Raw genomic sequence first — 24250 nt, forward strand, 5'->3', positions numbered from 1 at the left:
CCGCTACCGGGCGGGACTGCCCGCGGGGTGCGGCGGGGCGACCGCCTGCCAGGGGACGGTCAGCTCGCCGAGCCGCCAGCGGGCCCGCCCGCCGAGCGGCGGGCGGCGCGCGACCGGCCAGGAGGCCGCGAGCGTCTCCGCGGCGGCGAGCCAGCGCTGGCGGGCCCCATGAGAGCCGTACGGGGCGCTGACCGCCCAGGCGTGGTCCCAGTCGCGCAGGAACGCGTGGATCCGCTCCCCGGGCACGTTGCGGTGGATGAGCGTCTTCGGCAGCCGGTCGGCCAGGTCGGAGGGGCGTTCGAAGGCGTCGAACCGGGCCGAGAACGTCAGCGTCCGCGGCCCCTCCGTGTCCAGTCCCACCCAGACGGCCCGGTGCCCGACCTCCGAGCAGGTCCCCTCGACCAGCACGCCTCCTGGCGCCAGCCCCGTCCGCAGCACCTCCCAGTAGTGCCACGCCTCCGCCTCCCCGTACTGGCGCAGCACGTTGAAGGCGCGCACCAGCACCGGAGGCCGCGCGACGGGCAGCTCGAAACCGCCGAGCACGAAGCTCAGCCCCGCGCGCTCGTACGGCCTGGCCGCCGCCACCCTGGCCGGGTCGATCTCGACGCCCACCACCTCGACGTCCGGCGCCACCCGCCGCAGCCGGGTGAACAGCTCCAGCGTGGTCACGTGCGAAGCCCCGTACCCCAGGTCCACCACGAGCGGCCGGGCGGCGGCGCGCAGCAGGCGGCCGTGGACGGCGGCGATCCACCGGTCGGCGCGGCGCAGACGGTTGTGCGCGGTCGTGCCCCGGGTGATGGAGCCGACCGGTCTAGCCACCGACGCGGTGCACCTTGTGCTGGGCGGCCTGGGCGCGGGGGCGGATGACCAGGCGGTCGACGTTCACGTGCGCGGGCCGGGTCACGCACCAGGCGATGGCGTCGGCGACGTCGTCGGCGGTGAGCGGGCCGGGCACGCCCTCGTACACCTGGTCCGCCCGTTCGGCGTCGCCGCGGAACCGGGTCAGCGCGAACCCCTCCGTCCGCACCATGCCGGGCGCGATCTCCACGATCCGCACCGGCTGCCCCACCAGCTCCAGCCTGAGCGTCTCGGTCATCGACGTCTGGGCGTGCTTGGCCGCGCAGTAGCCGCCGCCTCCCTCGTACGAGACCAGGCCGGCCGTCGAGGTCAGCATCACCAGCACGCCGTCGCCCGACCCGACCAGCTTGGGCAGCAGCGCCTGGGTGACGCGCAGGGAGCCGAGCACGTTCGTGTCGTACATCCGCTGCCAGTCGTCGACCCGGCCCTCGGACACCGGCTCCAGGCCGAGTGCGCCGCCCGCGTTGTTGACCAGGACGTCGCAGCGCTCCAGGGAGGCGGCCAGCGCGTCGACGGACTCCTGGGAGGTGACGTCCAGCGTCACGGGGGTGAGGCCCGGCACCTCGGCGGCGAGCTTCTCCAGCCGGTCGCGCCGCCGGGCCCCGGCGACCACGTGGTAGCCCTCGGCGGCCAGCCGCCGCGCTGTCGCCTCGCCGATGCCGCTGCTCGCGCCGGTCACCATGGCCGTTCTCTTCATGCGCCTCATCCTGCCAGGTTGCCGGTTGGGCACCCCCCGCTGTGACCTGCTGTCGGGAATGTCGGAAAAATCGTGACAGTTATAGCTCTTTTGGAGGTGATGTCGGGTGAGGCGACGACGGGTCAACCGGGTCGCGACGATCAGCATGCACACCTCACCGCTCGACCAGCCCGGCACGGGCGACGCCGGCGGCATGAACGTGTACATCGTCGAATCGGCCAAACGACTCGCCCAGCTCGGCGTGGAGGTGGACATCTTCACCCGCGCCACCGCCCGCGACCTGCCACCGGTCACCGAGCTCGCTCCCGGCGTCCTGGTCCGCCACCTGACCGCCGGACCGTACGAGGAGATGGACCGGGCCGACCTGCCCGGCCAGATGTGCGCGTTCCTGTCGGAGGTGCTGCGCACCGAGGCCATGCACGAGCCGGGCCACTACGACGCCATCCACTCCCACTACTGGCTGTCCGGCCAGGTCGGCTGGCTCGCCAAGGAACGCTGGGGCGTCCCCCTGGTGCACACCATGCACACCATGGCCAAGGTCAAGAACCGGCTCCTGGCCGCAGGAGACCGCCCCGAGCCGCAGGCCCGCGTGGTCGGCGAGGAACAGGTCGTGCAGATCGCCGACCGCCTCGTGGCCAACACCGCCGACGAGGCGCACGAGCTCATCGACCTGTACGGGGCCGCCGAGCAGCGCGTCGCCGTCGTCAACCCCGGCGTAAACCTCACCGTCTTCCAGCCCGCCTCCCAGGGCGCCGCCCGGCACCGGCTCGGCCTGCCGCAGAGCGCCCGCGTCCTGCTCTTCGTCGGCCGCATCCAGCCGCTCAAGGCCCCCGACGTGCTGCTGCGCGCCGCCTCCCGGATGCTCATCGACGACCCGTCGCTGCGCGGCCGCCTCGTCGTCGCCTGCGTCGGCGGGCCCTCGGGCAACGGCCTGGCCAGGCCCTCCATCCTCACCGAACTCGCCACCGAACTCGGCATCCAGGACACCGTCCGCCTCGTGCCGCCCGCGCCGCAGCACCTGCTCGCCGACTGGTACCGCGCCGCCGACCTCACCATCGTCCCCTCCCACAGCGAGTCGTTCGGCCTCGTCGCGCTGGAGTCCCAGGCGTGCGGCACCCCCGTCGTCGCCGCCGCCGTCGGCGGGCTGCGCACCGCCGTCCGCGACGGCGCGTCCGGGCTCCTCGTCGACGGGCACGACCCGCACGACTGGGCGCGGGTCATCGCCGGACTCCTCGCCGCCCCGGCCCGCCTCGCCCTCCTCGCCGAGGGCGCGCGCGAGCACGCCGCCGCCTTCGGCTGGCAGGCCACCGCCGCCCGCCTCATGGAGGTGTACGCGCAAGCCGTCGCCCACCTGCACCGGCAGCCCGTGGCGGTCAACTACTGACCGGCGCGACGGACCCCGTACCGGGCCTGTCAGCAGGCTGCCCGTCAGCAGGCTGCCCGTCAGTAGGCTGTAGGCATGCGCGACGTCATCGAAGCCGCGCTCAAGGCCGCGGACGTCGAGCACGACGAACCGCGGCCGGGAGCGTTCCTCGCCAAGCTGCCGGGCCGGCACAAGCTCGCCACGATGACCTGGCTGATCGTCGGCGAGCGGGTCCTGCACATCGAGGCGTTCTTCTGCCGCCAGCCCGACGAGAACCACGCCGAGTTCTACCGGTGGCTGCTCGCCAAGAACGGCGCGATGTACGGGGTCCACTTCTCCGTCGACCCCGTCGGCGACGTCTACCTGGTCGGCCGCCTGCCCCTCACCGCCATCACCGAGGACGAGATCGACCGCGTGCTCGGCTGCGTGCTCACCTACTCCGACGAGTCCTTCGACCGCGCCCTGGAGATCGGCTTCGCCTCGTCCATCAGACGCGAGTGGGAGTGGCGCAAGAAGCGCGGCGAGTCCCTCGCCAACCTGCAGGCCTTCGCCCGCTTCGCGGACCCGGATCGGTCCTGAGCCCCGCCGCTCTAGGATGACCGTATGGCGACTTTGGTGCTGCTGCGGCATGGCGAGAGCGACTGGAACGCGAAGGGTCTGTTCACCGGCTGGGTGGACGTGAGCCTGTCGGCCAAGGGCGAGGACGAGGCCCGCAGGGGCGGCAAGCTCCTCATCGACGCCGGCCTCTACCCCGACGTCGTCCACACCAGCCTCCTGACCCGGGCCATCCAGACCGCCCAGCTCGCGCTCGGCGAGGCCGACCTCCTCTGGCTCCCGGTCCAGCGCTCCTGGCGGCTCAACGAGCGCCACTACGGCGCCCTCCAGGGCAAGAACAAGGCCCAGACCCGGGAGGAGTTCGGCGAGGAGCAGTTCATGCTCTGGCGGCGCTCCTACGACACGCCGCCGCCGCCCATCGCCGACGACGACGAATACTCCCAGACCGGCGACCGCCGCTACGCCCTCCTCCCGCCCGAGCTGATGCCGCGTACCGAGTGCCTCAAGGACGTGGTCGACCGGATGCTGCCCTACTGGTACGACGCGATCGTGCCGGACCTGTCGGCGGGCCGGACCGTCCTCGTGGCCGCGCACGGCAACTCCCTGCGCGCCCTGGTCAAGCACCTCGACGGCATCAGCGACGAGGACATCGCCGGGCTCAACATCCCCACCGGCATCCCGCTCCGCTACGACCTGGACGAGCACTTCCGGCCGCTGCGGCGCGGCGGCGAGTACCTCGACCCGGAGGCCGCCAAGGCAGCCGCCGAGGCCGTCGCCAACCAGGGCCGCTGACCGGACCGCCGCTTCCGGAAAACCTGAAGATCTTTTGGGAACCCCCTCGGGCTGGGCGCCGTGATGCGTGCCTGCGGCCCGCTCAGCCCGCCGTAGAGGCCGTGAACCGCACGGTGACCACCAGGCGCCGCCTTCCGGGCGGGCCGCGGCCGTCAGGTCGGCGTGGTGGGCCTGGGCGACGGCGTGGACGATGGCGAGGCCGAGTCCGTAGCCGTGCCGGCCGTGGCGATCCTTCGCGAGTCTCTGGAAGGGCTGGAAGAGGCGCGGGATCTGGTCGCCGGGGATGACCGGCCCGTTGTTGACGACCGTGAGCGTCGCCTGCGTGCCGGAGGTCCCGGTGGTGACCCGGATGTCCCCACCTTGACGGCTGTGCCGGATGGCGTTGTCGACGAGGTTGGAGACGAGGCTCTCCACCAGTCCAACGTCTCCGGCCGTCAGCGCGGGCGCGAGGTGTTCGGCGAGGTCGAGGTCCCGCTCCGCGACCTGGTCACGGCGTGCCGCGAGCACGCGTTCCGCCACCCGGGCGAGGTCGAGGTCGTCCCAGCGGGCCGCGCCACGCTCGCTGACGGCCAGTTCGAGCAGGGCCTGGACGAGCCGCTCCTGGTGCTCGCCCAGCGCGAGCGCCTCCGTGCAGGCCGAGCGCAGCGTGTCGGCGTCGGCGTCCGGGTCGGCGAGGGCCACTTCGAGAAGGGTGCGCAGGCCCGCGAGAGGGGTGCGCAGCTCGTGCGAGGCGTTGGCGACGAAGTGGCGCTGGGCGTCGAAGGCGGCCTGCAGACGGGCGAACAGGTCGTCGAGGGTGCGGCCGAGCTCGGTCAGCTCGTCCGTCGGCTCACCGAGGTCGAGACGCCGGTGCAGGTCCCCGGCGGAGATGCTCTTGGCCGTGCCCGTGATGGCGCGCAGCGGCTGCAGGAACCGTCCGGCCACGTACCAGCCGAGAGCCAGCGCGACCGGCACCAGAAGGACCAGGGCCACGGCGGATCCGACGAGGAACTGGGGCAGGCTGATCCCGGTCTCCACGACCGGCCCCGAGGTGGCGCCGTCGGGCGTGCCCGCGTCGATGCTGACGAGCGGGACGCCGACGAAAACGAGCACGAAGGCCCCGGCGGCGTAGATGCCCGCCGCGTAGGCGAGGGCGAGCCGCTTCTGCAGGGACCTCCTGGCGAGCCGCCGGGTCGTCATGACGGCCGGAGACGGTAGCCGGCCTCGCGGACGGTCTCGATCGCGGGCGGGTCGCCGAGCTTGGCCCGCAGCCGGTGCACGGCATGCTTGACGGCGCTGCTGAAAGGGTCGGCGGCCTCGTCCCACACGCGTTCGAGCAGTTCCTCGGCGGGGATGACCCGGCCGGGCACGGCGAGCAGGCATTCGAGCAGCCCGAACTCCCTCGGGCTCAGCTCCAGGCGACGGCCCGCCACGACGAGTGGCGGTCTGCGCGCCGACCTCCTGCTGACCGGCGGGGCCCTGGGGCTGGTCCCGGTGCTCGTGGCGGCCGCCGCGTTCGTCACGGCCGGAGGCGGGCGCACCCCGGCGGCCACGGGCGTGGTGGTCGGCGGTGCCGCGTTCGCGGCGGGACTGATGGCCTCGGGATCGGTGATCCCCGTCGGCCTGGCCCTGCTGCGCGCCAACCAGAACCCGATCCAGCCGATCACCTTGGCCACCGGGCTCCGGGTGGTCGTCGGCTGGGCGGTGTTCACCGCGGTCGCCGCCGTGCTGACCGCGGGCCTCGCCGTACTGGTCAAGCGGGCCGTCGTCGCCGTCGTGCCGGCCGTCGCGCTCATCGTCGTGCCCTACCTGCTGGCCACCGCGGGGCTGGCGCCGTGGCTGCTGACGATCACTCCCGCCGCCGGGTTCGCGATCACCCAGGGCGTGCCCACCTTCGCGCACGTGGACGTGGACCGGTCGCCGATCGTGGGCCACTACCCCCTGCCGCCCTGGGCGGGGCTGGCCGTGGCCTGCGGATACGCCGCGCTCGCCCTGGCGGCGGCCAGGTGCACGCGGAGCGCGTCTCAGTCCGGGCGCGTCCCCGTCACCAGGTAGACGACATCCCGAGCCACGCTCACCGCGTGGTCCGCGTACCGCTCGTAGTAGCGCCCGATCAGCGTGATGTCGATCGCCGGCTCCACGCCGTGCTGCCAGTCCTCGCCGAGGATGGTGCGGAACAACCGCCGGTGCAGCCGGTCCATCGCGTCGTCGTCCTGCTCCAGCTCCAGGGCGGACGCCACGTCGCGGGAGGCGATGCAGCCGCCCGCCTTGGTGACCAGGTTCTCGGCGATCTGCCCCATCTCGACGATCGTGGAGCGGACCTCGGCGGGGATGGCGGAGTCGGGGTGACGCAGCCGGGCCACCTTGGCGACGTGCACCGCGAGGTCGCCCATGCGTTCCAGGTCGCCGCCCATCCGCAGCGCGGTGATGACCAGGCGCAGGTCGACGGCGACGGGCTGCTGCCTGGCCATCAGGTCGAAGATGGACCCCTCGACGCCCGCGAAGAGCGCGTTCACCTCCTCGTCGCGCGAGATGACCTGCTCGGCGAGCTGGAGGTCGGCGTCCAGCAGCGCCGTGGTGGCGCGGGAGATGGCGGAGCGGACGAGCCTGGTCATCTCGACCAGCCTGCCGGTGAGGGCGTCTAGTTCTTCGTGGTACGCGTCGCGCATGCCGTCACCGTACGAGGGCGGCCGTGAACGAACTCCGACGCGAAGATGAACTTTCCGCGAAGGCGAGGCCCGTCCCCAGGTGACGGGCGGGTTTTCACCGGGGCGCCGCCTACCATCGGGAGCATGAGTGAGATGGCCATGAGCTTCACCGCCCTGGCCGGCTTCGTCGTGGGGGCTCTGGCAGTGATCGTCTACCGTGACCAGATCGAGGCGCCCCGCAGACGGGACGACGTCTCCGACCCGGGGGTGACGGCACTGCCGCAGGGGATCGCCTCGGTGCTGGCGGTGCTGCCCTCCTCGGCGGTGGTGCTGGACGCGCACGACCGCGTGCTCCGCGCCAGCTCGGCCGCCCGCGCGTTCGGGCTCGTCAAGGGCGACCGGCTGATGGTCGCCGAACTGCTCGCGCTGGCGCGGAAGGTACGGCGCGACGGCGAGATCAGGGAGACCGGGATCGACGTGGCCGGCACCAAGTTCGGCCAGGAGATCACCAGCTTCGCGGTCCGGGTGGCCCCTCTCGGCTCGGTCGGCCAGGTGCTGGTGCTGGCGGAGGACCAGACCGAGCGGCGCAGGGTCGAGGCCGTGCGCCGCGACTTCGTGGCGAACGTGAGCCACGAACTGAAGACCCCCGTCGGGGCGCTGAGCCTGCTGGCCGAGACGATCCAGGACGCGGCCGACGACCCCGAGGCCGTCACCCGGTTCGCCGCCCGCATGCAGCACGAGGCGGCCCGGCTCACCTACCTGGTGAAGGACATCATCACGCTGAGCCGGATCCAGGGCGCCGAGCCGGTCCCCGCGCCCACCCAGGTCTCCATCGACGAGGTCATCGGCGACGCCGTCGACCACTGCAACACCCGGGCCGGCGCCAAGGACATCACGCTCGTCACCGGCGGCGCGGAAGGGCTGCGCGCCTGGGGCGACGAGGAACTGCTGGTGACCGCGCTGCGCAACCTCATCGACAACGCCATCGCCTACAGCCCGGAGCACACCCGCGTGGTGGTCAGCACCCGCCCCGCCGGGGAGAGCGTCGAGATCAGCGTCAGCGACCAGGGCATCGGCATCCCCGAGGACCTGCAGGAGCGCATCTTCGAACGCTTCTTCCGGGTCGACACCGCCCGCTCGCGCGCCACCGGCGGCACCGGCCTGGGCCTGGCCATCGTCAAGCACGTGGCCGCCTCGCACGCGGGAGAGGTGTCGGTCTGGAGCAAGGAAGGCTCCGGCTCCACCTTCACCCTGCGCCTGCCCGCCTTCGGCGGGACGGCCATCCCGGCACACCCCGACATCTCCCTGGAGGCCGCTCAGTGACCCGTGTGCTCGTCGTGGAAGACGAGGAGTCCTTCTCCGACGCCCTGTCCTACATGCTCCGCAAGGAGGGCTTCGAGGTCTCCGTCGCGGCGACCGGGCCCGACGCGCTCGACGCCTTCGACCGCCACGGCGCCGACCTGGTGCTGCTCGACCTGATGCTGCCCGGCCTGCCCGGCACCGAGGTGTGCCGCTCGCTGCGGCAGCGCTCCAAGGTCCCGGTGATCATGCTGACCGCGAAGGACAGCGAGATCGACAAGGTCGTGGGCCTGGAACTGGGCGCCGACGACTATGTGACCAAGCCGTTCTCCTCGCGCGAGCTGGTGGCGCGCATCCGCGCGGTGCTGCGCCGCCGGGGCGACGTGGGAGAGGAGCCGGAGACCGCGGTGCTCACCGTCGGCCCGGTGCGCATGGACGTCGACCGCCACGTGGTCGCGGTGCGCGGCGAACCGGTGCAGTTCCCGCTGAAGGAGTTCGAGCTGCTGGAGGTGCTGCTGCGCAACGCCGGCCGGGTGCTCACCCGCAGTCAGCTCATCGACCGCGTGTGGGGCGCCGACTACGTGGGCGACACCAAGACCCTGGACGTGCACGTCAAGCGGCTGCGCGCGAAGATCGAGGTCGATCCGTCAAGCCCGCGCTGCATCCTCACCGTGCGCGGCCTCGGCTACAAGTTCGACGCCGTGGACGCCTGAGGGTTCCTGCGTCCGTACGGGTCCCGTACGAGATCCTGTCGCCGATCTCGTACGGGACCCGACGCGTTCGCGGGTCAGTGGGCCTCTTCGTCGGCCGCGCCGGTCGGCGTGGGCGTCGGGGTGGGCGGCGGCACGGCGCCCTCGACCGCCGGGAAGGACGCGTACTCGCGGTTGCGGGGCACCACGGGGACGTTCAGGGTGATCGTGCCGGCGCCGGCGAACTGGAGGTCCAGGCGGATGGTCTCGCCGCCCCTGAGGGCCTTTCCGAGTCCTTCCAGCGTGATCTGCGGCTTGGTGGGCTCGGCCTGGACGAGCTGCCCCGGCGGCAGCTGCACGGGCGCGGTCAGCTTCGCGGTCCCGGCGTCGCCGGCGCTGACGCCCTGCAGCGTGTCGGCGGAGGAGCCGTCGTTGAGCAGCGTCAGGTAGACGGGCACGGAGCCGCGCCAGGGGATCTGGCCGCCGGACTCGGGCCCGAGGATGAACGCCTGGGGGATGTGGATGTTCTGCTTGCCGTAGGCGCCCTGGTCGATCAGGGCCGCCGCCTCCACCGGCGCGTACGGCTGGTTGGTGTTGGCGTCGAAACCTGCAGAACACCCGGCGAGTACGGGGGCTGCCAGGAACGCGGCTGCGGCGGCAATCCAGCGACGGCTGGTCACGGGCGGGTACTCCTTGGTCTGCGCATGGGGATGGGCAGCGCCTACCATATCCACCCGTTTCCATGGTCATATCCGCGCCCCTGCAGGTCATTAGGTATGTCCGGATATGCGATTCACAGAGTTGACCTCTTGTCAATCCCCAATATGCGGCTTTGACCTGCAGTTATGATGATTTCACTGTTCCGGGAGCCTGTGGATGCGTGGTACTCTGGAGTACAGCGGAAGGGGTACTTGTCACATGACTTTCCAGGTCGGCGACACTGTCGTCTACCCCCACCATGGGGCTGCTCGGATCGAAGCAATCACGAAGCGATCCATCAAGGGTGAGGAAAAGACCTACCTGGTGCTCAAGGTCGACAAGGGCGACCTTACCGTCCAGGTGCCAGCGGAAAACGCGGAACTCGTCGGTGTGCGCGATGTTGTCGGCCAGGAGGGCCTCGAGCGCGTTTTCGACGTCCTGCGCATGCCGCACACGGAGGAGCCGACCAACTGGTCGCGGCGCTACAAGGCCAATCTGGAGAAGCTCGCGTCCGGCGACGTGAACAAGGTCGCCGAGGTCGTCCGCGACCTGTGGCGGCGGGACCGCGAGCGCGGTCTGTCCGCCGGTGAGAAGCGCATGCTCGCCAAGGCCCGCCAGATCCTCGTCAGCGAGCTGGCACTCGCCGAGAAGACCAATGAGGACAAGGCGGAAGCCCTTCTCGACGAGGTTCTCAACTCCTGAACACGATCGTTCCACGGGTGGGCGTCGGAGTCGACGTCCACCCGTTCGCATCGGGCCGTGAGCTGCATCTCGCCGGCCTCCACTGGCCGGGCGAGACCGGCCTGTCCGGCCACTCCGACGGCGACGTCGCCGCGCACGCGGCCTGCGACGCGCTGCTCTCGGCCGCGGGCCTGGGCGATCTGGGCGGCCTGTTCGGCACCGGCGACCCCCGTTGGGCGGGCGCGTCCGGCGCCACTCTGCTGCGGGAGACCGCGCGCACGGTCAGGGCCGCCGGCTTCGAGATCGGCAACGTGGCCGTCCAGGTGATCGGTAACCGCCCGAAACTGGCCCCCCGGCGCCTGGAGGCCGAACTCGCGCTCGGCGCCGCTCTGGGGGCGTCTGTGAGCCTCAGCGCCACCACCACCGACGGACTCGGCCTGACCGGCCGTGGCGAGGGCGTCGCGGCGATCGCGACCGCGCTCGTCGTCAACCTCGCGCCGGGATCAGGCGTCGAGTAAACGGCGGGCAACCTGCCGCCCGCCGTTCCATGGTCGGCGGCGGTCTGCGCTGGCGCGGTGCGGATCGCCGTCTACCAGGGATAACGAGCCATATTGCCGGGTAGCTCACCTCGAAAGACGCTTCGGGGGGAGCTTTACATGATCGGCGCGATCGTTTCCGCGATAATCATCGGCGCCATCGTCGGCGCACTGGCCCGGCTCATCCTGCCGGGCAAGCAGAACATGTCCATCGGGCTCACGCTGATCGTCGGCATCGTCGCGGCTCTGCTCGGCACGTTGATCGCCCAGATGTTCGGCTGGGCCGACACCAAGGGCATCGACTGGATCGAGCACATCCTCCAGCTCGTCCTGGCCGTGATCGGTGTGGCCATCGTGGCGGGATCGGCCAAGGGGAGTGGTGGTCCGAGAGGTCGAACCACCACCTGATCTGGAATTTTGCAAAAGTCCGGCATAAAGGCTGGAGATCGGGTATCCACTCCCCGTGAGGCTGAACGGCTCAGCCTCATGGGGAGGTTTGTCATGACAATCCAGTCCATCCTGGGCGCCATCGTGATCGGCGCCGTCATCGGCGCGATCGGGCGTCTGCTGCTTCCGGGCCGGCAGGCCATCGGGTGGATCCTCACCATCGTCGTCGGCATCGTCGCCGCGCTCATCGGTACGCTGATCGCGCAGGTCATCGGCGTGGAGACGACTCCCGGCATCGATTGGATAGAGCTGGTGCTCCAGGTCGTCCTGGCCGTCGTGGGTGTCGGCATCGTCGCCGGTCTACGCCGTGGCCCCCGCGGCTCCACCCGGATCTAACCGGGGCCTGTGACGCCCGCACCCGTGCCTGATCCCGAGAGCACGGAACAACGTGCGCAAAGCCCGCCCGGCAGCATCGCCGGGCGGGCTTCGTCATGCTCTCAGTCCTCGGGCGGCAGGGGCGTGCTGCGCAGCCGGCCCGACGGGGCCTCACCGGGAAGGGGGCGGCGGTCGTCCAGAGGCCCGTCGTGGCCGCCCTCCCGCTCGCTTCGTCCGCTCCGGCCCTCGTCCGCGTCGGCGGCCTCTCCGCCGTGACGCGGGGCGGGCTCGTCGCCCCGCACCGCGGGGACGGGCTGCGTGTCGGCGCTCTGCTCGCCGTCCGGGGCCGTGCGCGGGTGGACCAGCACGTCCCTCGGCTTGACCCGGTCACCCCACCGCACGGGCCGCTCGGGCTGTGGTTCGGCTTCCGGTACGGGAGGGGACGCGGGTCGTCCGGACCCCGGCTCCGGCTCCGGTTGCGGCTCCGGCTCCGGTTCGGCTGAGGAGACCGGTCGTGCCGGCTCCGGCTCCGGTACGGGGGAGGACACAGGGCGTTCGAGCTCCGGCTCCGGGGTGGGCGCGCGCTCCGGTGCGGAGGACGACGCGGCCGGCTCGGGGCGGGTGAGCGGCTCCGACACCGGAGGGGTCTCGGGCGCCGGCGTGGGGCCCGCGATCGGCGTTTCCAGCAGGGCGGGGGTGACCGGCGCGACGCTCTCCAGGGGCGGCGGCTCCTCCCCGGGACGCGGTCCTGCGGCCGGACGGGGCGGCTCGGCCGTCCTGTCGGCCTCGACGCCCCGGCGGAACGGCACGAGGTCGCGCTCCTCCGTACCGTCGTCCTCGTGCGCGGATCTCCGCCCGGCCCGCACGTGCTTGATCAGCAGCAGCCAGAGCCAGAGCCCCAGCGCCAGCATCACCCACGGCGCGACGGCCACGCCCACGGCCGAGGGAGAGGCGGGGAACGGGTAGTCCAGGGCCGTGGCGACGTTCACCGCGGCGGCCGCCAGGATGAGCAGCACCAGCGCCAGGGCGGCCTGGAGGCGCACCAGGACCCGGGCGGGACGCAGCAGCAGCACGCCGAGCAGCGTGATCACGAGCAGCGCGTCGAACCCCGCCGGGTAGAGGTAGGCGAGGTCGGGACGGGCGCCGCCGTGCACGGCCAGCGCCCGCAGGTCGTCGAACGAGAGCACGCACGCGGCGCCCGTCAGGGCGGCGACGGCGAGTCCGGCCAGGGCGATGCCCACGTGCCGGAGAGTGAAGGGGGGAGTCACGTCCATGGCGGTCCGAGCCTACAGAACAATGCGTTGCCCGGCCGATCTCGCCAACCGGCGAGCAACGAGGTGGCGCGGTATCAGGTCCGCGACGCGGCCTGAGGCGTTAGCCTTTCTTTCGTGAGCCTGCACCTTTACGACACCGCCACCCGCGGCATTCGCGAATTCGTCCCGCTCGAGGCCGGCCGTGCGTCGATCTACCTGTGTGGCGCGACCGTGCAGGCCCCTCCGCACATCGGCCACATCCGCTCGGGCGTCAACTTCGACGTGCTGCGGCGCTGGCTCATGCGCTCCGGCTACGACGTGACGTTCTGCCGCAACGTGACCGACATCGACGACAAGATCATCAGGGTGTCGGCCGAGGAGCAGGTGCCCTGGTTCGTCGTCGCCGAGCGCAACCAGCGCGCCTTCACCTGGGCCTACGACACGCTCGGCTGCCTGCCGCCGACCGTCGAGCCGCGCGCCACCGGCCACGTGCCGGAGATGATCGTGCTCATGCGGCGCCTCATCGACCGCGGCCACGCCTACGCCTCCGGCGGCGACGTCTACTTCGACGTGCGCTCCTGGGAGGACGAGTACGGCAAGCTCTCCAACCAGAAGCTCGCCAACATGCGGGCGGCGGCCGACACCGACGACGAGTCGTGCAAGCGCGACTCGCGCGACTTCGCGCTGTGGAAGGGCGAGAAGCCCGGCGAGCCCACCTGGCCGACGCCGTGGGGCCCCGGCCGCCCCGGCTGGCACCTCGAATGCTCGGCGATGGCGACCAAATACCTCGGTCCGACGTTCGACATCCACGGCGGCGGTCTCGACCTGATCTTCCCGCACCACGAGAACGAGATCGCGCAGTCGCAGGCGGCGGGCGACGGCTTCGCCCGCTACTGGATGCACAACGGCCTGCTCAAGATCGGCACCGAGAAGATGAGCAAGTCGCTGGGCAACTCGCTGCTCATCCCGGAGATGGTGCAGAAGGTCCGCCCGGTCGAGCTGCGGTACTACCTGGCCGCGCCCCACTACCGGTCCTCCATCGACTACTCGGAGGAGGCGCTGCAGGAAGCCGCGGCCGCCTACCAGCGGATCGAGGGGTTCGTGACCCGCGCCGCCGAGGTGATCCACGACGTCGACGCCGACGCGCCGCTCCCGCAGGCGTTCTCCGACGCGCTCGACGACGACCTCGGCACCCCGCAGGCCCTCGCGGTCGTGCACGAGGTGGTCCGCGAGGGCAACGTCGCGCTGTCCAAGGGCGACAAGGAGGCGGTGGCCCGGCTCCTGGCCGAGACCCAGAACATGCTCGACGTGCTGGGCCTCGACCCGCGCTCGCCCCAGTGGCGGTCGGCCGGCTCCGACCTCAAGCCGGTGGTCGACGCGCTGGTGGCGGTGGCGCTGGAGCAGCGCAAGGCGGCCAGGGCCCGCAAGGACTACGCGGCGGCCGACGACATCCGGAACCAGCTCGCCGCGGCGGGCATCACCGTCGAGGACACCCCCAACGGCGCCCGCTGGGAGCTGAGCCGCTGACCGCGGCCTGAGTTCAGGCCCACGCCCGCCTGTCCAGGCGGGCGTGGGGACTTGGCGACGCAAGTACCCTTGATTCCATGGCAGCAGGGGGTAAGGCGGGCAGGCCCGCCAAGAAGAAGGGCCCGAGCAAGGGCGCCGGCGGTCAGCGTCGCCGCGGGCTCGAAGGCAAGGGCGCGACCCCGCCTGCCGAGATGCGCCACTGGTACAAGGACAAGGCCAGGGCCGAGCGTGTAGCCCGCGAGGACCGAGGCGGCGCCCGGCGGGCCCCGGTGCGCGCCAAGCGCTCCGACGACGCGCCCGAGTACATCGGCGGCCGCAACCCCGTCCTGGAGGCCCTCCAGGCGGGCGTCCCGGCCAGCGCCCTCTACGTCGCCCACCGCGTCGACAACGACGACCGCGTACGGGACAGCATCAAGGTCGCCGCCGACCGCGGGATCGCCCTCATGGAGGTCACCCGCGACAAGCTCGACAGACTGACCGAAGGCGCCGTCCACCAGGGTGTGGCCCTTCAGATCCCGGCCTACGACTACGCCCACCCGGAGGAGCTCGTCGACCTGGCCCGCGACGCGGCGGAGATCCCGCTCATCGTCGCCCTCGACGGCGTCACCGACCCCCGTAACCTGGGCGCCATCGCCCGTTCCGCCACCGCCTTCGGCGCCCACGGCCTGCTCGTCCCGTCCCGCCGCTCGGCCGGCGTGACCGGCGGCGCCTGGAAGACCTCCGCCGGCACCCTCGCCAACCTGCGCGTGGCCCGCGCCGCCAACCTCACCGCCGCCCTGCGCGAATACCGCGAGGACGGGCTCTTCGTCATCGGTCTCGACGGCGCCGGCGACGTGGAGATCGGCGACGTCGACCTGCTGACGGAGCCGCTGGTCGTGGTCATCGGGTCCGAGGGCAAGGGCCTGTCGAGGCTGGTACGCGAGCAGTGCGACGCGGTCGCCCGCATCCCGATGCGCGCGGCGGCGGAGTCACTCAACGCCGGGGTCGCGGCGGGAGTGACCTTGTACGAAGTCGCTCGTCACCGACGGCGGTGAGCGTCTACACTGTTAGGCCGTGCCGACGTAGCTCAATCGGCAGAGCATCTGTCTTGTAAACAGAAGGTTTGGGGTTCGATTCCCCACGTCGGCTCGCAGCTCAAAGGCCCTCCGGGGAGATCACGGAGGGCCTTTGGGATCTCCGTACAGCAGCGTTGTACAGCAACGGCCTCGCACCGATCCAACGTGCTACTTCACGCCGAGCTCCTTACGCACTGCACGGACGTAGTTGTCGAAGGCAGCTTGGAGATCATCGAGATGCTTCATTCCATTCGTCTGCATGTAGGCCATGAGTTGATCCCTCGCCTTCTCAGCCGCCCGGTAGCTTTCTGCCGAAGCGAAGACCTGGACCGTCAGTAGTGCGTTGAACAGGGCCTCGAACTGGTCTGGATCGAGGTCGGATGGGGCCGGTCCCTCGCTGTACATCGTGTGGAATGCCGTCGCGTTCCAGTACCCGTTGAAGGTCTTCAGGAATTGGACGTGAGCCTCTCGGCGGTGCTCGTAGGAGCGAGCGATGGTCTCCCTACGGTCCTGCCAGAACTGCGTCAGCGCGACTCCGCCGAGCGCGCTCACTGCTCCGAGAATGACCTGCCACATATCATCCTTCTCTGATCGAGGGCTAATCCCCCCACGGTGCCAGCACAACCGTTGGCCTCAGGGCCGATCAAGAAAAATGCACCGCCGAGAGCAGCGGGGCAGGCCTGAATTGATCTAGGTCTCAGGTTGGTGGAGTGTTTGCGCGAGTCGATCTAGGGCCTTGCGGGTCTCCGGGCTCGGGATCTGGGTGTAGACGTTCATGGTCACACTGATCTGCGAGTGCCTGAGGACGCGCATAGCCACGCGCGGATGGACGTCGAGGGCGGCCAGGAGTGAGGCGCAAGTGTGCCGGGTGTCATGGACGCGGATGCGTGGGACACCAGCGTTCTTGCAGTGCACTTCGAAGGCCCGGTTGAAGTTCCGCGGTTCGATGGGCGTGCCGTTTCTGGTGGTGAAGACCAGGTCCGAGTCCTTCCACTTGTCGCCGGCCTTTGCGCGTGCCTCGTCCTGTGACTCGCGGCGCTGCTTGAGGGCCGAGACACACAAGCCCAGGAGCGGGAGCGAAGCCGCCGAGTCATCGGTCTTGGTCTTCTCACGGTGCAGGAGCTGCCCACCGACTCTGGTGAGCTGGCGGGCGATGTGGAGTTCCTCGCCGTCGAGGTCTACGCAGTCCCAGGCCAGGCCGAGGACTTCACCACGGCGCAGGCCGAGGACGAGGATGAGCACGTACGCGGCGTACAGCGGATCGTCTTGGACGTGCTCCAGGAACCGACGAGCCTCGTCCACGCTCCAGACGACCTGTTGCCGCTTCTTCTTGGTCTTGCTCGTGCTGGGCAGTGTGGTCAGGGCGGCGACGTTCTTCGAGATCAGTTCCTCACGGATGGCGTGGCTGAGGGCAGCTCGGAGCGTGCGACGGATGCCGATGATGGTGTACCGGGCCGGGTACCCCTCGCAGCACTTTCCGATGGCACAGCATCGACGCTTTGCCTCAGGACGCTTGTGGTCCTTCTTCTGGTCACAGCAGGTGCAGAGCGTTGGGAGGGTGTTGAGCCAGGCCTGAACGTCGCGGACGGTCAGCTTGTCGAGCCGCTTCTTGCCCAGGCCAGGGATGATGTACAGCCGCACGAGCGGTTCGTAGGCGACGTACGTGGTTGGCTCCCGATTGGGTTCGACGACTTCGGCGAGCCAGCGCTTGAGGAACGCGGCCACGGTCTCGTGTTTGGTGGCCACGGGTCCCTTGCGGGCCTGGTCGTGGAGGTTGAGCCACTTCTCGTGGGTTTCCTCGCGGGTCTTGCCGTACGCCCATTTGCGGGTGCGCTTGCCCTCTGGGGTGGTGACCCAGACGTAGCCTGCCCAGCCGCCCTTGTACGGGAAGATCGAGCCTTCACCGTTGGAGCGCTTGCCCATCAGGCGGCCTCCTCGCATAGACGGGTGATGTAGGCGTCCAAGGCGGACGACGGGATGCGGCGGCAGCGGGCGCCGACGAGGATGGATGTGATCTCGCCGGAGCGGATCAGGTTGTAGAGGGTCCACCGGCTGACCTTGAGCGCGGCCATGGCTTCCGGGACGGTGAGGAGGTCAGTGGTCATCCTTGCCCCCTCCGTTGACCGTGGCGGCCAGGGCGGATTCGCCGGGTGTGAAGCCTTGTCCGGCGTACTTCCAGTGGGCCAGGACGAGGGTGCTGGTCGGGTCGTGGCGCAGGCGTTGCAGCTCTTGGGCCTCGCGGTACTCCAGGCGGACGCGCCGCAGGGCGGTCAGGGTGGTGGAGTAGGCGCGGCTCTTGGTGGAGAAGTGGCCTCGGAAGCCGAGCATGTGAGCCCACTGGCGCAGCCGGAGCGGCGCCAGGTCAGGATGGACGTCGGTGTTGCCGAGGTCCCAGGCGGTGCGGATCAGGCGGGCGGCGTGCTCGGTGACGCCGTGGGTGTGCAGGCGGGCCAGGTCTTGCCGGGTGACGCGGCGGTCCAGGGTGCCGGAGGTCTCGGCGGCTTTGGTGGCGTATTTGGCGATGTAGCCCGCGACGGCGGCCTCGGACAGGGCATCGGCGTCGAGGCCGGCGGATTGGATCGGGCGGACGTCGATGGTGCCCCAGGTGAGCTGTTGTCCGGTTTCCGGGGCGGTCAGGCGGACGGCCTTCGCGGCCGAGGTGATGGTGGCGGTGAGCAGGTCGAGGGTGGCCCAGGCGGGCGGGTTGGCGAGGGTGTCGTCGTCGCGGCCGTCGAGGCGGATGACGGCGTGGAAGTGAACGACGCCACGGGCCTGGTACTCGGCGACCTTGGCGAAGGACAGGCGGGTGGTACGGGCGAACTCCTTGCGGGTCAGGCCGGTGGCGGCGGCCAGGTGCTGGCGCAGGTAGATGGTGAAGCGGTGCCACAGGGCGGCTGCGTGGGCGTTCCACAGGATGTGGCCGGTGTGGTCGTAGGTGTCGGGGTCGAGCGGTTGGCCGATGGCGGGGTCTCCTTTCTGGTGGCGGGTGAAGCAGGACGGGCCGGTTCGGCGTGGGTGGCAGAGGTTGAGCGTGCCGTCCTTGTCGGGGCCTCGGTGGACGGGGCCGAAGGACGGGGCGGTGAGTGTGGCGAGGACTCGCGGGTGGGTGCGGACGATGTCGGGGACTCCCTTGTCTCCGCCGAGCAGGCCCGCGCGGATGAGGTGGAAGGTGTCTTGGCGGTAGGTCTCGGCGCAGGCCGGGCAGCGTGAGGCGCGGCGGTTGCCGCAGCGGATCAGGAGTTGGCCGTGTGGTTCGTCGCGGGTGGTGAAGGTGTGCAGGAGTTCGCCGCTGGTGCTGTGCAGGGTGGTGGATTCGCCGGTGAGGCGGATCGGGTCGGTGCAGCCGCGGAGTCGGTCGACCTGGTGAAGCCAGCGGGTGACGTCGTGGTTGGAGCGGCGGGCCAGGTCCCGGATGACGGGGCCGATGAGGTCGCCGAGCTGGGCGGGTGCTTCGGTCACTGAGCCTCCTCTCCGCTGCCTTTGCAGCACGGGCAGTTGATGACGATCAGGTTGTGGGTCGGGCGGATGCGGACGGAGCCGTAGCCGCCGCATTCCGGACAGGGCCGGTGGCGCATACTTGACTTCCTTCGTGAGAGTGGAGGGTGACGCCCCACGGGGACGGCGTGGCTGCCAGGCTTGAGCCGTCCCGTGGTGGCGTCGCCGGAGCTAGTCGCGGCTGTCGATGTCGATGCCGGTGCCGGAGCAGTCGCGGCAGGTGTCGTCGTCGTGCAGGCCGGTGCCGTTGCAGGTGGCGCAGGCGTAGAAGTGGATCATTCGGGTTCACCTCCTTGGGTTGTGCAGGGGCAGGGCTGGTCGGGTGTGGTGGTGTCGCAGTCGGGCGGGTCGCCGTCGAAGTCGCAGCCGTAGCGGGCGCAGCAGGCGCAGAACGGGCACGGTAAACGGGTCATGATCAGGTGCCGCAGCAGTCCAGGCACAAGGCCCAGGTGTCGACGCGGGTGACGTTCTTGCCCCGGCCGATGATCTGGAAGGTCTCGACCTGGCCTTCGCCGTTGCAGGTCCGGCAGACGGGCTTTCGGGTACGGGGCCGCTTGGTGGTCATCGGGTGCCCGCCCCTCGACAGGTGGGGCAGGTCTCCGAGACCTCGATCACGAGCGTCGGGCCGGTGTGCTGCGGCTGACTGCGGTAGGCGGTGATGGTGCCGAAGCCGAGGCAGCGGCGGCAGTAGGGCCGGTTCATGACGTGGCGTCTCCTCTCGTGGCGAGCCAGGCGGCGCGGTTGCCGTGGGCGTGGTTGATGGCGGCCAGGACGCGGGCGAGGTTGGTGGCGTCTAGGCAGGTGATGGCGGGGCCGAGTTCGACCGGCACCCCGTCGGCGATCGACAGGGCGATGCGCAGGACGGCGGCCTCGCTGCCGGAGCAGGGCATGCGGCCGTAGGTGAGTGCGGCGTGGGCGGCCTGCCAGTCGATGACCGCGTACGGAGTGCGGGTGTAGGTGGCGGTGAGGTAGTCGACGGCGTAGCGGCGGAACTCCGGCCGGTGCAGCCACACGTCGTGCTGGACGAGCAACTCGACGGCGGCTTCCAGGGCGCAGGAGCCGCGTGCCCAGGCGCGGGCGGCGTCGATCAGGTGGTGGAGGGTGGGCTTGCTGGTCATGCGGCGGGTTCCTTCCGGAGGTGGGTGAGCAGGTCGGCGGCCAGGTCGGGCGAGACGTGCATGCGGGTGGCGAGCTGGTCGCCGGTGATGGGCCGCTGGTGGCTGGTGTGGTGGTCGTCGGCCAGGCGGCGGGCGTAGGCCAGCAGGGCGGGCGACGGACCGGACTCGGCGTGACCTGGCTCGGCCGGGCCGGAGCCGGGTGGCGGAGCCGGGTCGAGCTGCGGTGCCTCGGTAGCCGTTACCGTCTCGGCGGGGCCGGGCTGTTCGTCGGCGTCGTCCGCCACCAGCTCGGCCGCGTGGGCGGTAGAGCGGTGGGAGGCGCGGCGCTCCAGCATGGAAACCGCGACGAGGAAGGCGACGGCGGGTGTGGCGGCAGTGATCCAGCCCCACACGCTCGGGTGTGCGGTGGCGAGGTTGGCGGCCAGGGTGAGGACGATGCCGCCGGTCAGCACAAGCGCCGGCCACGAGATGAGCCCGTGGCGGTGGCGGCCGGTGCGCTTGTCGCGCTGGAGTTCGCGGGCGGCCATCACGCACATCAGGTCGATGCACACGGCGACCGCCCACGCCTGCCAGCCGTGCTGCCCGTGCCGGTTGGCCAGGTCGCTAATGTGAGTGAACGAGCCGACAGCAGCGATGACCGCCAGGACGACGACGGGGCCGGAGTCGAGCAGCCGGGCGCGGATGCGTCCCATGGGTGGCACCTCCTTTCGGTTTCGGGCATGGGGCGGGTAGGGACCTGGCGCGATGAGGCCCGCGCCGGGCCGAGGTGGAGATGGGTTAGGTGGGTTCGCCTTCGCGGGCCAGGGCTTCCAGCTCGGCGTCCGTGACGGTCACGGATTCGGCACCGGTAAGAAGGTCGGCCCAGGCGGGCGCGAGCTGGGCATGCTGGGTGGCGGCGGCTTCGGCCGCTTCTTCGCTGACGTAGACGGAGCGAGCGCGGTACCACCGGCCGTCATCGCCGACCACGATGGCGGTGCCGGGCATGCTGGCCGGGATCTGGCGGGCCGCGTCGAGGGCGGCCGGGTCGGTGTCGCCGAGGGTCATGGTGGCGGTCTCCGGGTCGTTGACCCGGTGGCAGATCCGGCCGGATAGTTGGGAGCGCAGGGCGGTGACGCCGGGGCCGAGGTCGGAGCCGACCCGTTGCCCGCAGACCACCAGGTACACGCCGAACGCCCGGCCGAGCTGGGCGAGCCGCAGGAGTGCGGTGGCGGTGGTGGCGATCTCGTCTTTCTCGCCCTTGTGGGCCATCAGGAACAGCTCGGCCACCTCGTCCACCAGGACCACGACCGGCGTCGGCCGCAGGTGTTCGGGCAGCTTCCAGACGTTGCGGGCCTTGTTCGCGCGGCACAGCGCCATGCGGGTCTTGACCAGGCAGATCAGGTCGTTGAGCAGGCCGACGCATTCGGCGCGCTCGGTGGCGATGGCCGACAGGCGTCGGCCGTAGGCGGTGAGTTCGACGCCGCCCTTGAGGTCGAAGCCGACCAGGGCGACCGGTTGCGGTGACAGGCCGGTGATCAGTGCGTTGAGCAGGGTGGACTTGCCGGATTGGGTGGCTCCGGTGTTGAGCCAGTGCGGCACCGTACGGAAGTCGATCACCCAGGGTGCGCCGGTCTCCAGTAGCCCGACCCGCACCCGCAGCAGTCCTTCCGACAGCAGCGGGATACGGATCTCGGACAGCGGATCACCTCGGGTGGCCAGCAGCGTGACCCGGCCCGGCCGGGAGGCGATGAGGCGTACCGAGTGGACCCGCCAGGCGTGCGCGAGGTTGGACAGCCGGGCCGTGTAGTCGTCCGGCGTCTGCCCGTCCATGAGCGTGATGTTGACGCGGAAGCCGAGACGGCAGGGCCGGACAAGGCCGAGGCGGGGCGGCTTGTCGATCTGCACCCTGCGGACCTTCCGCTTCTGGGACAGAGAGATGGTGGCGTTGCCGACGACCGGGAGGCCGTCGAGGGTGTAGCGCCAGCGGCGCCGTTTACGGGTGAGTGAGCAGCCGAGGGCGACGTTGCCCCAGGTGAAGTAGACGTGAGCGGTCTTGACCGGGTAGCCCACGACCAGCCAGAACGAGGCGGGGTGCAGCACGCGCCACACCAGCAGGACCGTGCAGACCAAGGCCACGGTGATGGCCAGCGGGATCAGCCAGTCGGACATACTTGGAGCGTTCCTTTCGAAGCTTCGAAAAGGGACGGGACCCGGGAGCGGGCGGGTAGCTGCCAGGCGATGCGCCCGCTCCCGGGGTACTTTCGGGTCAGGCCGCCTTCGTGACGAGAGTGATGGTCTCGGCGCGAAAGCCGAGCCCGGACCGGCCGTTCATCTGCCAGAAGAAGGCCGCCAGGCCGACCGGGCGGACCTGCACGCCCTCGGGGATCTGCGGGAACGTCTCGCTCGGGAACGTCACCACGAGCACCGGGTTGCGCCGGTCGTCGTTCGGCTTGGGCAGCAGCGGGATGGTGTAGAGCTCGCGCCCCTCGGCGTCGCGTTTGACTTCGCCGGTGGCGCGGTCGACGATCTTCGGCTCGGGCTCACCGGCGACGATGAAGGCCAGGCCGGTGATGTCGACGGGGATGTTACGCATGGTGAACTCCTCTGAAGGTTGCCTAACTTGGCTAGGCATCTTGCTGACAGGAATCATGTTGCCCAGCATGGCTAGCCATGTCAAGCATCATCGAGAAACTGGACTAGGCAACCTAGGAGAACTACGCTGGTTTGCGTGATGAGTCTCGATCCCGACGACCCCCGCCCGCCGTACCAGCAGGTCGCCAACGCCTTGCGCGCCGCGATCCTGACCAAGAAGTTCGAGCCGGGGGAGAAACTCCCCTCAGGCCACGACCTCGCGAAGAAGTACGGCGTGGCGCGCATGACCATCCAGCAGGCCATCCGCCTGCTACGCGACGAGGGCCTGGTCGTCTCACGCCAAGGCAGCGGCGTCTTCGTCCGCGAACGCACCGAACGGCCGGTCGAGCTGCGCCCCCACATCGAACGGGCCTTCGAGGAGCCCAACGTCTCCATCGACTTCGCCGGCTTCTCCGGCGAGACCCTCAACGGGATGCTTCAAGAGCCCCTGGACAAGATCCGGCTCGGACGGCTCACCCCCGAGTCCATCGCCATCCGCATCCTGGTCCCCGACATGGAACACCCCATGTCCCTGCCATGCCGGGCCGAGGACCTCACCGACGACCCGGTGATCAGGACCCGTGCCTTGCGTATCCAGCAGCGCAGTGTCCAGGCCATCGCCGACGCCGTACACGAGCTGGCAGACCTCGGACTGGTCAAAACCGCCACCGTCCAGGTACGCGTCCACCAGACCGCACCCGCGTTCAAGTTCTACGTGATCAACCGCGAACGGGTGTTCTTCGGCTTCTACCCCGTCGTCAAGCACACCGTCCGCATCAAGGGCGAACCCCACGAGCTGTACGACGTCATGGGCAAGGACGCCCTGCTCTTCCACTACGAGATCACCGAAGACCCCACCTCGATGGCCTCCCAGTACGTCACCGAAACCCGCCGCTGGTTCGACAGCATGTGGACCACCATCAGCCGCGAGATTGAGCTATGACCACCGCCGCCGACCTCATCCGCCAGGCCGACGCCGTCCTGCTCGACTTCGACGGCCCCGTATGCAGCATCTTCGCCGGACTACCCGCACCCGTGGTCGCCGCCCGGCTCAAGCAGGTGCTCGTCAAGGAAGGCGTGCAACTGCCGGAGGACGTCGAGGCGCTAGAGGACCCGCTCAAGGTGCTGCGCCGTACCGCCGAGATCGCGCCGGAGTTGGTCGACAAGGTGGAGACCGCGCTCATGGGTAACGAGGTCGAGGCCGCAACCAGCGCCGAGATCACACCAGGGGTTCGAGAGTTCTTCGAAGCGTGCGCAGAGGCCGGCAAGCCGGTCGGCATCGTCAGCAACAACTCCGCACCCGCCATCGAGACCTTCCTTGCCGTGGCCCAGTTGGAGGAGTGGGTCACCGCGGTTTCCGGACGCCCCATCGGCGTACCGGAGCAGATGAAGCCACACCCCCAGTCAGTGCTGTGGGCATGCAAGGCGCTGGGAGTCGAGCCAGCCAAGGCCGTGCTGATCGGGGACTCGGACTTCGACATGCAGGCCGCGCGCAACGCCGGAACCCGCAGCATCGCCTACGCCAACGAGCCGGGAAAGGCCGACAGACTCACCCAGGCCGGGGCCGACGCGATGATCGGCAGCATGGCTGACCTGGTCTAACAGCAGTAGCGAGACAAGATCGACAGCCGTGC

30 protein-coding genes, 1 tRNA gene and 1 pseudogene are annotated in these 24250 nt (G+C 70.4%); 15 read left to right on the forward strand and 17 right to left on the reverse strand.

All coding sequences use genetic code 11. The features are described from left to right. Positions 1 to 3 precede the first annotated feature (3 nt). Positions 4 to 819: a class I SAM-dependent methyltransferase gene (locus tag OUY22_RS11605; RefSeq protein ID WP_270154877.1), complete on the reverse strand. Its 816-nt coding sequence runs from the start codon at positions 817 to 819 to the stop codon at positions 4 to 6. Then, on the reverse strand, positions 812 to 1555 hold the full coding sequence (locus OUY22_RS11610) for an SDR family NAD(P)-dependent oxidoreductase (protein ID WP_270154878.1): 744 nt from the start codon (positions 1553 to 1555) through the stop codon (positions 812 to 814). Before OUY22_RS11610 ends, OUY22_RS11605 begins: the two co-directional genes overlap by 8 nt. Positions 1556 to 1661: 106 nt before the next feature. On the opposite strand from OUY22_RS11610, the gene mshA reads away from it, so the two are divergent. The 3 genes from mshA to OUY22_RS11625 all read left to right on the forward strand — a co-directional run bounded on the left by mshA (position 1662) and on the right by OUY22_RS11625 (position 4265). Further along, positions 1662 to 2939, forward strand: a complete 1278-nt coding sequence (gene mshA, locus OUY22_RS11615; RefSeq protein ID WP_408638143.1) for a D-inositol-3-phosphate glycosyltransferase — start codon at positions 1662 to 1664, stop codon at positions 2937 to 2939. Positions 2940 to 3014: 75 nt separating this feature from the next. Next, entirely contained in the window at positions 3015 to 3497 is a 483-nt protein-coding gene (locus tag OUY22_RS11620) for a type III secretion system chaperone family protein (protein ID WP_270154879.1), read from the forward strand. A 24-nt stretch (positions 3498 to 3521) separates the two neighbouring features. Further along, positions 3522 to 4265: a phosphoglyceromutase gene (locus OUY22_RS11625; protein ID WP_270154880.1), complete on the forward strand. Its 744-nt coding sequence runs from the start codon at positions 3522 to 3524 to the stop codon at positions 4263 to 4265. A gap of 183 nt (positions 4266 to 4448) precedes the next feature. On the opposite strand, the pseudogene OUY22_RS11630 reads toward OUY22_RS11625, so the two are convergent. Together OUY22_RS11630 and OUY22_RS11635 are read right to left on the reverse strand one after the other, a co-directional pair. Beyond that, a pseudogene (locus OUY22_RS11630) lies at positions 4449 to 5444 on the reverse strand (sensor histidine kinase); the annotation flags it as partial. Then, the gene (locus tag OUY22_RS11635; RefSeq protein ID WP_270154881.1) at positions 5441 to 5677 is read right to left on the reverse strand and encodes a winged helix-turn-helix domain-containing protein; all 237 of its coding nucleotides are present in this window, start codon (positions 5675 to 5677) and stop codon (positions 5441 to 5443) included. The pseudogene OUY22_RS11630 and the gene OUY22_RS11635, both read right to left, overlap by 4 nt. A 61-nt stretch (positions 5678 to 5738) precedes the next feature. Here OUY22_RS11635 and OUY22_RS11640 point away from each other — a divergent pair, with 61 nt between their 5' ends. Further along, a complete protein-coding gene (locus OUY22_RS11640) occupies positions 5739 to 6299 on the forward strand; it encodes a hypothetical protein (RefSeq protein ID WP_270154882.1) in 561 nt (186 codons plus the stop codon). On the opposite strand, the gene phoU is transcribed toward OUY22_RS11640, so the two are convergent. After that, a complete protein-coding gene (phoU, locus tag OUY22_RS11645; RefSeq protein ID WP_270154883.1) occupies positions 6269 to 6913 on the reverse strand; it encodes a phosphate signaling complex protein PhoU in 645 nt (214 codons plus the stop codon). The genes OUY22_RS11640 and phoU overlap by 31 nt on opposite strands. A gap of 132 nt (positions 6914 to 7045) precedes the next feature. Here phoU and OUY22_RS11650 point away from each other — a divergent pair, with 132 nt between their 5' ends. Together OUY22_RS11650 and OUY22_RS11655 are read left to right on the forward strand one after the other, a co-directional pair. Next, positions 7046 to 8215 (forward strand): sensor histidine kinase, encoded by a 1170-nt coding sequence (locus tag OUY22_RS11650; protein WP_408638144.1) that lies wholly within the window; start codon positions 7046 to 7048, stop codon positions 8213 to 8215. Further along, positions 8212 to 8904, forward strand: coding sequence for a response regulator transcription factor (locus tag OUY22_RS11655; RefSeq protein WP_270154885.1), 693 nt, complete (start codon positions 8212 to 8214; stop codon positions 8902 to 8904). Before OUY22_RS11650 ends, OUY22_RS11655 begins: the two co-directional genes overlap by 4 nt. A 74-nt stretch (positions 8905 to 8978) precedes the next feature. Here OUY22_RS11655 and OUY22_RS11660 read toward each other — a convergent pair whose 3' ends face one another. Beyond that, complete coding sequence (locus OUY22_RS11660; protein ID WP_270154886.1) at positions 8979 to 9560, reverse strand: copper chaperone PCu(A)C; 582 nt, start codon at positions 9558 to 9560, stop codon at positions 8979 to 8981. A gap of 238 nt (positions 9561 to 9798) precedes the next feature. On the opposite strand from OUY22_RS11660, the gene OUY22_RS11665 reads away from it, so the two are divergent. The 4 genes from OUY22_RS11665 (at position 9799) to OUY22_RS11680 (ending at position 11579) form a co-directional block, all read left to right on the forward strand. Beyond that, a complete protein-coding gene (locus OUY22_RS11665) occupies positions 9799 to 10281 on the forward strand; it encodes a CarD family transcriptional regulator (RefSeq protein WP_043624891.1) in 483 nt (160 codons plus the stop codon). A 17-nt stretch (positions 10282 to 10298) separates the two neighbouring features. Beyond that, complete coding sequence (gene ispF / locus OUY22_RS11670) at positions 10299 to 10778, forward strand: 2-C-methyl-D-erythritol 2,4-cyclodiphosphate synthase (protein WP_270154887.1); 480 nt, start codon at positions 10299 to 10301, stop codon at positions 10776 to 10778. A 138-nt stretch (positions 10779 to 10916) separates the two neighbouring features. Further along, complete coding sequence (locus OUY22_RS11675; protein ID WP_270154888.1) at positions 10917 to 11204, forward strand: GlsB/YeaQ/YmgE family stress response membrane protein; 288 nt, start codon at positions 10917 to 10919, stop codon at positions 11202 to 11204. A 93-nt stretch (positions 11205 to 11297) separates the two neighbouring features. Next, positions 11298 to 11579: a GlsB/YeaQ/YmgE family stress response membrane protein gene (locus OUY22_RS11680; protein ID WP_270154890.1), complete on the forward strand. Its 282-nt coding sequence runs from the start codon at positions 11298 to 11300 to the stop codon at positions 11577 to 11579. 101 nt (positions 11580 to 11680) lie between these two features. Here OUY22_RS11680 and OUY22_RS11685 read toward each other — a convergent pair whose 3' ends face one another. Continuing rightward, on the reverse strand, positions 11681 to 12799 hold the full coding sequence (locus OUY22_RS11685) for a DUF2637 domain-containing protein (RefSeq protein WP_270154891.1): 1119 nt from the start codon (positions 12797 to 12799) through the stop codon (positions 11681 to 11683). 147 nt (positions 12800 to 12946) lie between these two features. Here OUY22_RS11685 and cysS point away from each other — a divergent pair, with 147 nt between their 5' ends. From cysS to OUY22_RS11700, 3 genes are all read left to right on the forward strand, one after another. Further along, on the forward strand, positions 12947 to 14338 hold the full coding sequence (gene cysS, locus OUY22_RS11690) for a cysteine--tRNA ligase (protein WP_270154892.1): 1392 nt from the start codon (positions 12947 to 12949) through the stop codon (positions 14336 to 14338). 77 nt (positions 14339 to 14415) lie between these two features. Beyond that, positions 14416 to 15372 (forward strand): 23S rRNA (guanosine(2251)-2'-O)-methyltransferase RlmB, encoded by a 957-nt coding sequence (rlmB, locus tag OUY22_RS11695; RefSeq protein ID WP_270154893.1) that lies wholly within the window; start codon positions 14416 to 14418, stop codon positions 15370 to 15372. 21 nt (positions 15373 to 15393) lie between these two features. Then, positions 15394 to 15466 (forward strand) — tRNA-Thr (locus tag OUY22_RS11700). A 95-nt stretch (positions 15467 to 15561) separates the two neighbouring features. Here the strand turns inward: OUY22_RS11700 and OUY22_RS11705 are convergent. From OUY22_RS11705 to OUY22_RS11750, 10 genes are all read right to left on the reverse strand, one after another. Continuing rightward, on the reverse strand, positions 15562 to 15945 hold the full coding sequence (locus OUY22_RS11705) for a hypothetical protein (protein ID WP_270154894.1): 384 nt from the start codon (positions 15943 to 15945) through the stop codon (positions 15562 to 15564). 138 nt (positions 15946 to 16083) lie between these two features. Continuing rightward, positions 16084 to 17316, reverse strand: coding sequence for a site-specific integrase (locus tag OUY22_RS11710; RefSeq protein ID WP_270154895.1), 1233 nt, complete (start codon positions 17314 to 17316; stop codon positions 16084 to 16086). Next, positions 17316 to 17498, reverse strand: coding sequence for a helix-turn-helix transcriptional regulator (locus OUY22_RS11715; RefSeq protein WP_270154896.1), 183 nt, complete (start codon positions 17496 to 17498; stop codon positions 17316 to 17318). The genes OUY22_RS11710 and OUY22_RS11715 overlap by 1 nt, the downstream gene beginning before the upstream one ends. Further along, on the reverse strand, positions 17488 to 18852 hold the full coding sequence (locus OUY22_RS11720; protein WP_270154897.1) for a replication initiator: 1365 nt from the start codon (positions 18850 to 18852) through the stop codon (positions 17488 to 17490). The genes OUY22_RS11715 and OUY22_RS11720 overlap by 11 nt, the downstream gene beginning before the upstream one ends. Positions 18853 to 19303: 451 nt before the next feature. Beyond that, positions 19304 to 19453: a hypothetical protein gene (locus OUY22_RS11725; protein WP_270154898.1), complete on the reverse strand. Its 150-nt coding sequence runs from the start codon at positions 19451 to 19453 to the stop codon at positions 19304 to 19306. Continuing rightward, positions 19450 to 19590, reverse strand: a complete 141-nt coding sequence (locus OUY22_RS11730; protein WP_270154899.1) for a hypothetical protein — start codon at positions 19588 to 19590, stop codon at positions 19450 to 19452. Before OUY22_RS11730 ends, OUY22_RS11725 begins: the two co-directional genes overlap by 4 nt. After that, a complete protein-coding gene (locus tag OUY22_RS11735; protein ID WP_270154900.1) occupies positions 19587 to 20006 on the reverse strand; it encodes a hypothetical protein in 420 nt (139 codons plus the stop codon). The genes OUY22_RS11730 and OUY22_RS11735 overlap by 4 nt, the downstream gene beginning before the upstream one ends. Next, positions 20003 to 20698 carry a DUF2637 domain-containing protein gene (locus tag OUY22_RS11740; protein WP_270154901.1) on the reverse strand — a complete coding sequence of 232 codons (696 nt, stop codon included), beginning with the start codon at positions 20696 to 20698 and terminating at the stop codon, positions 20003 to 20005. The genes OUY22_RS11735 and OUY22_RS11740 overlap by 4 nt, the downstream gene beginning before the upstream one ends. A gap of 85 nt (positions 20699 to 20783) precedes the next feature. After that, positions 20784 to 22154 carry an FtsK/SpoIIIE domain-containing protein gene (locus tag OUY22_RS11745; RefSeq protein ID WP_270154902.1) on the reverse strand — a complete coding sequence of 457 codons (1371 nt, stop codon included), beginning with the start codon at positions 22152 to 22154 and terminating at the stop codon, positions 20784 to 20786. A 97-nt stretch (positions 22155 to 22251) separates the two neighbouring features. Beyond that, a complete protein-coding gene (locus OUY22_RS11750; RefSeq protein ID WP_270154903.1) occupies positions 22252 to 22578 on the reverse strand; it encodes an SCO3933 family regulatory protein in 327 nt (108 codons plus the stop codon). A 138-nt stretch (positions 22579 to 22716) separates the two neighbouring features. Between OUY22_RS11750 and OUY22_RS11755 the strand changes: the two genes are divergently transcribed. Both OUY22_RS11755 and OUY22_RS11760 read left to right on the forward strand, forming a co-directional pair. Beyond that, entirely contained in the window at positions 22717 to 23559 is an 843-nt protein-coding gene (locus tag OUY22_RS11755) for a GntR family transcriptional regulator (RefSeq protein ID WP_270154906.1), read from the forward strand. Beyond that, on the forward strand, positions 23556 to 24218 hold the full coding sequence (locus OUY22_RS11760; RefSeq protein ID WP_270154904.1) for an HAD family hydrolase: 663 nt from the start codon (positions 23556 to 23558) through the stop codon (positions 24216 to 24218). Before OUY22_RS11755 ends, OUY22_RS11760 begins: the two co-directional genes overlap by 4 nt. Positions 24219 to 24250 lie beyond the last annotated feature (32 nt).

The sequence above is a fragment of the Nonomuraea corallina genome, from assembly GCF_027620315.1.
GTDB lineage: Bacteria > Actinomycetota > Actinomycetes > Streptosporangiales > Streptosporangiaceae > Nonomuraea > Nonomuraea corallina.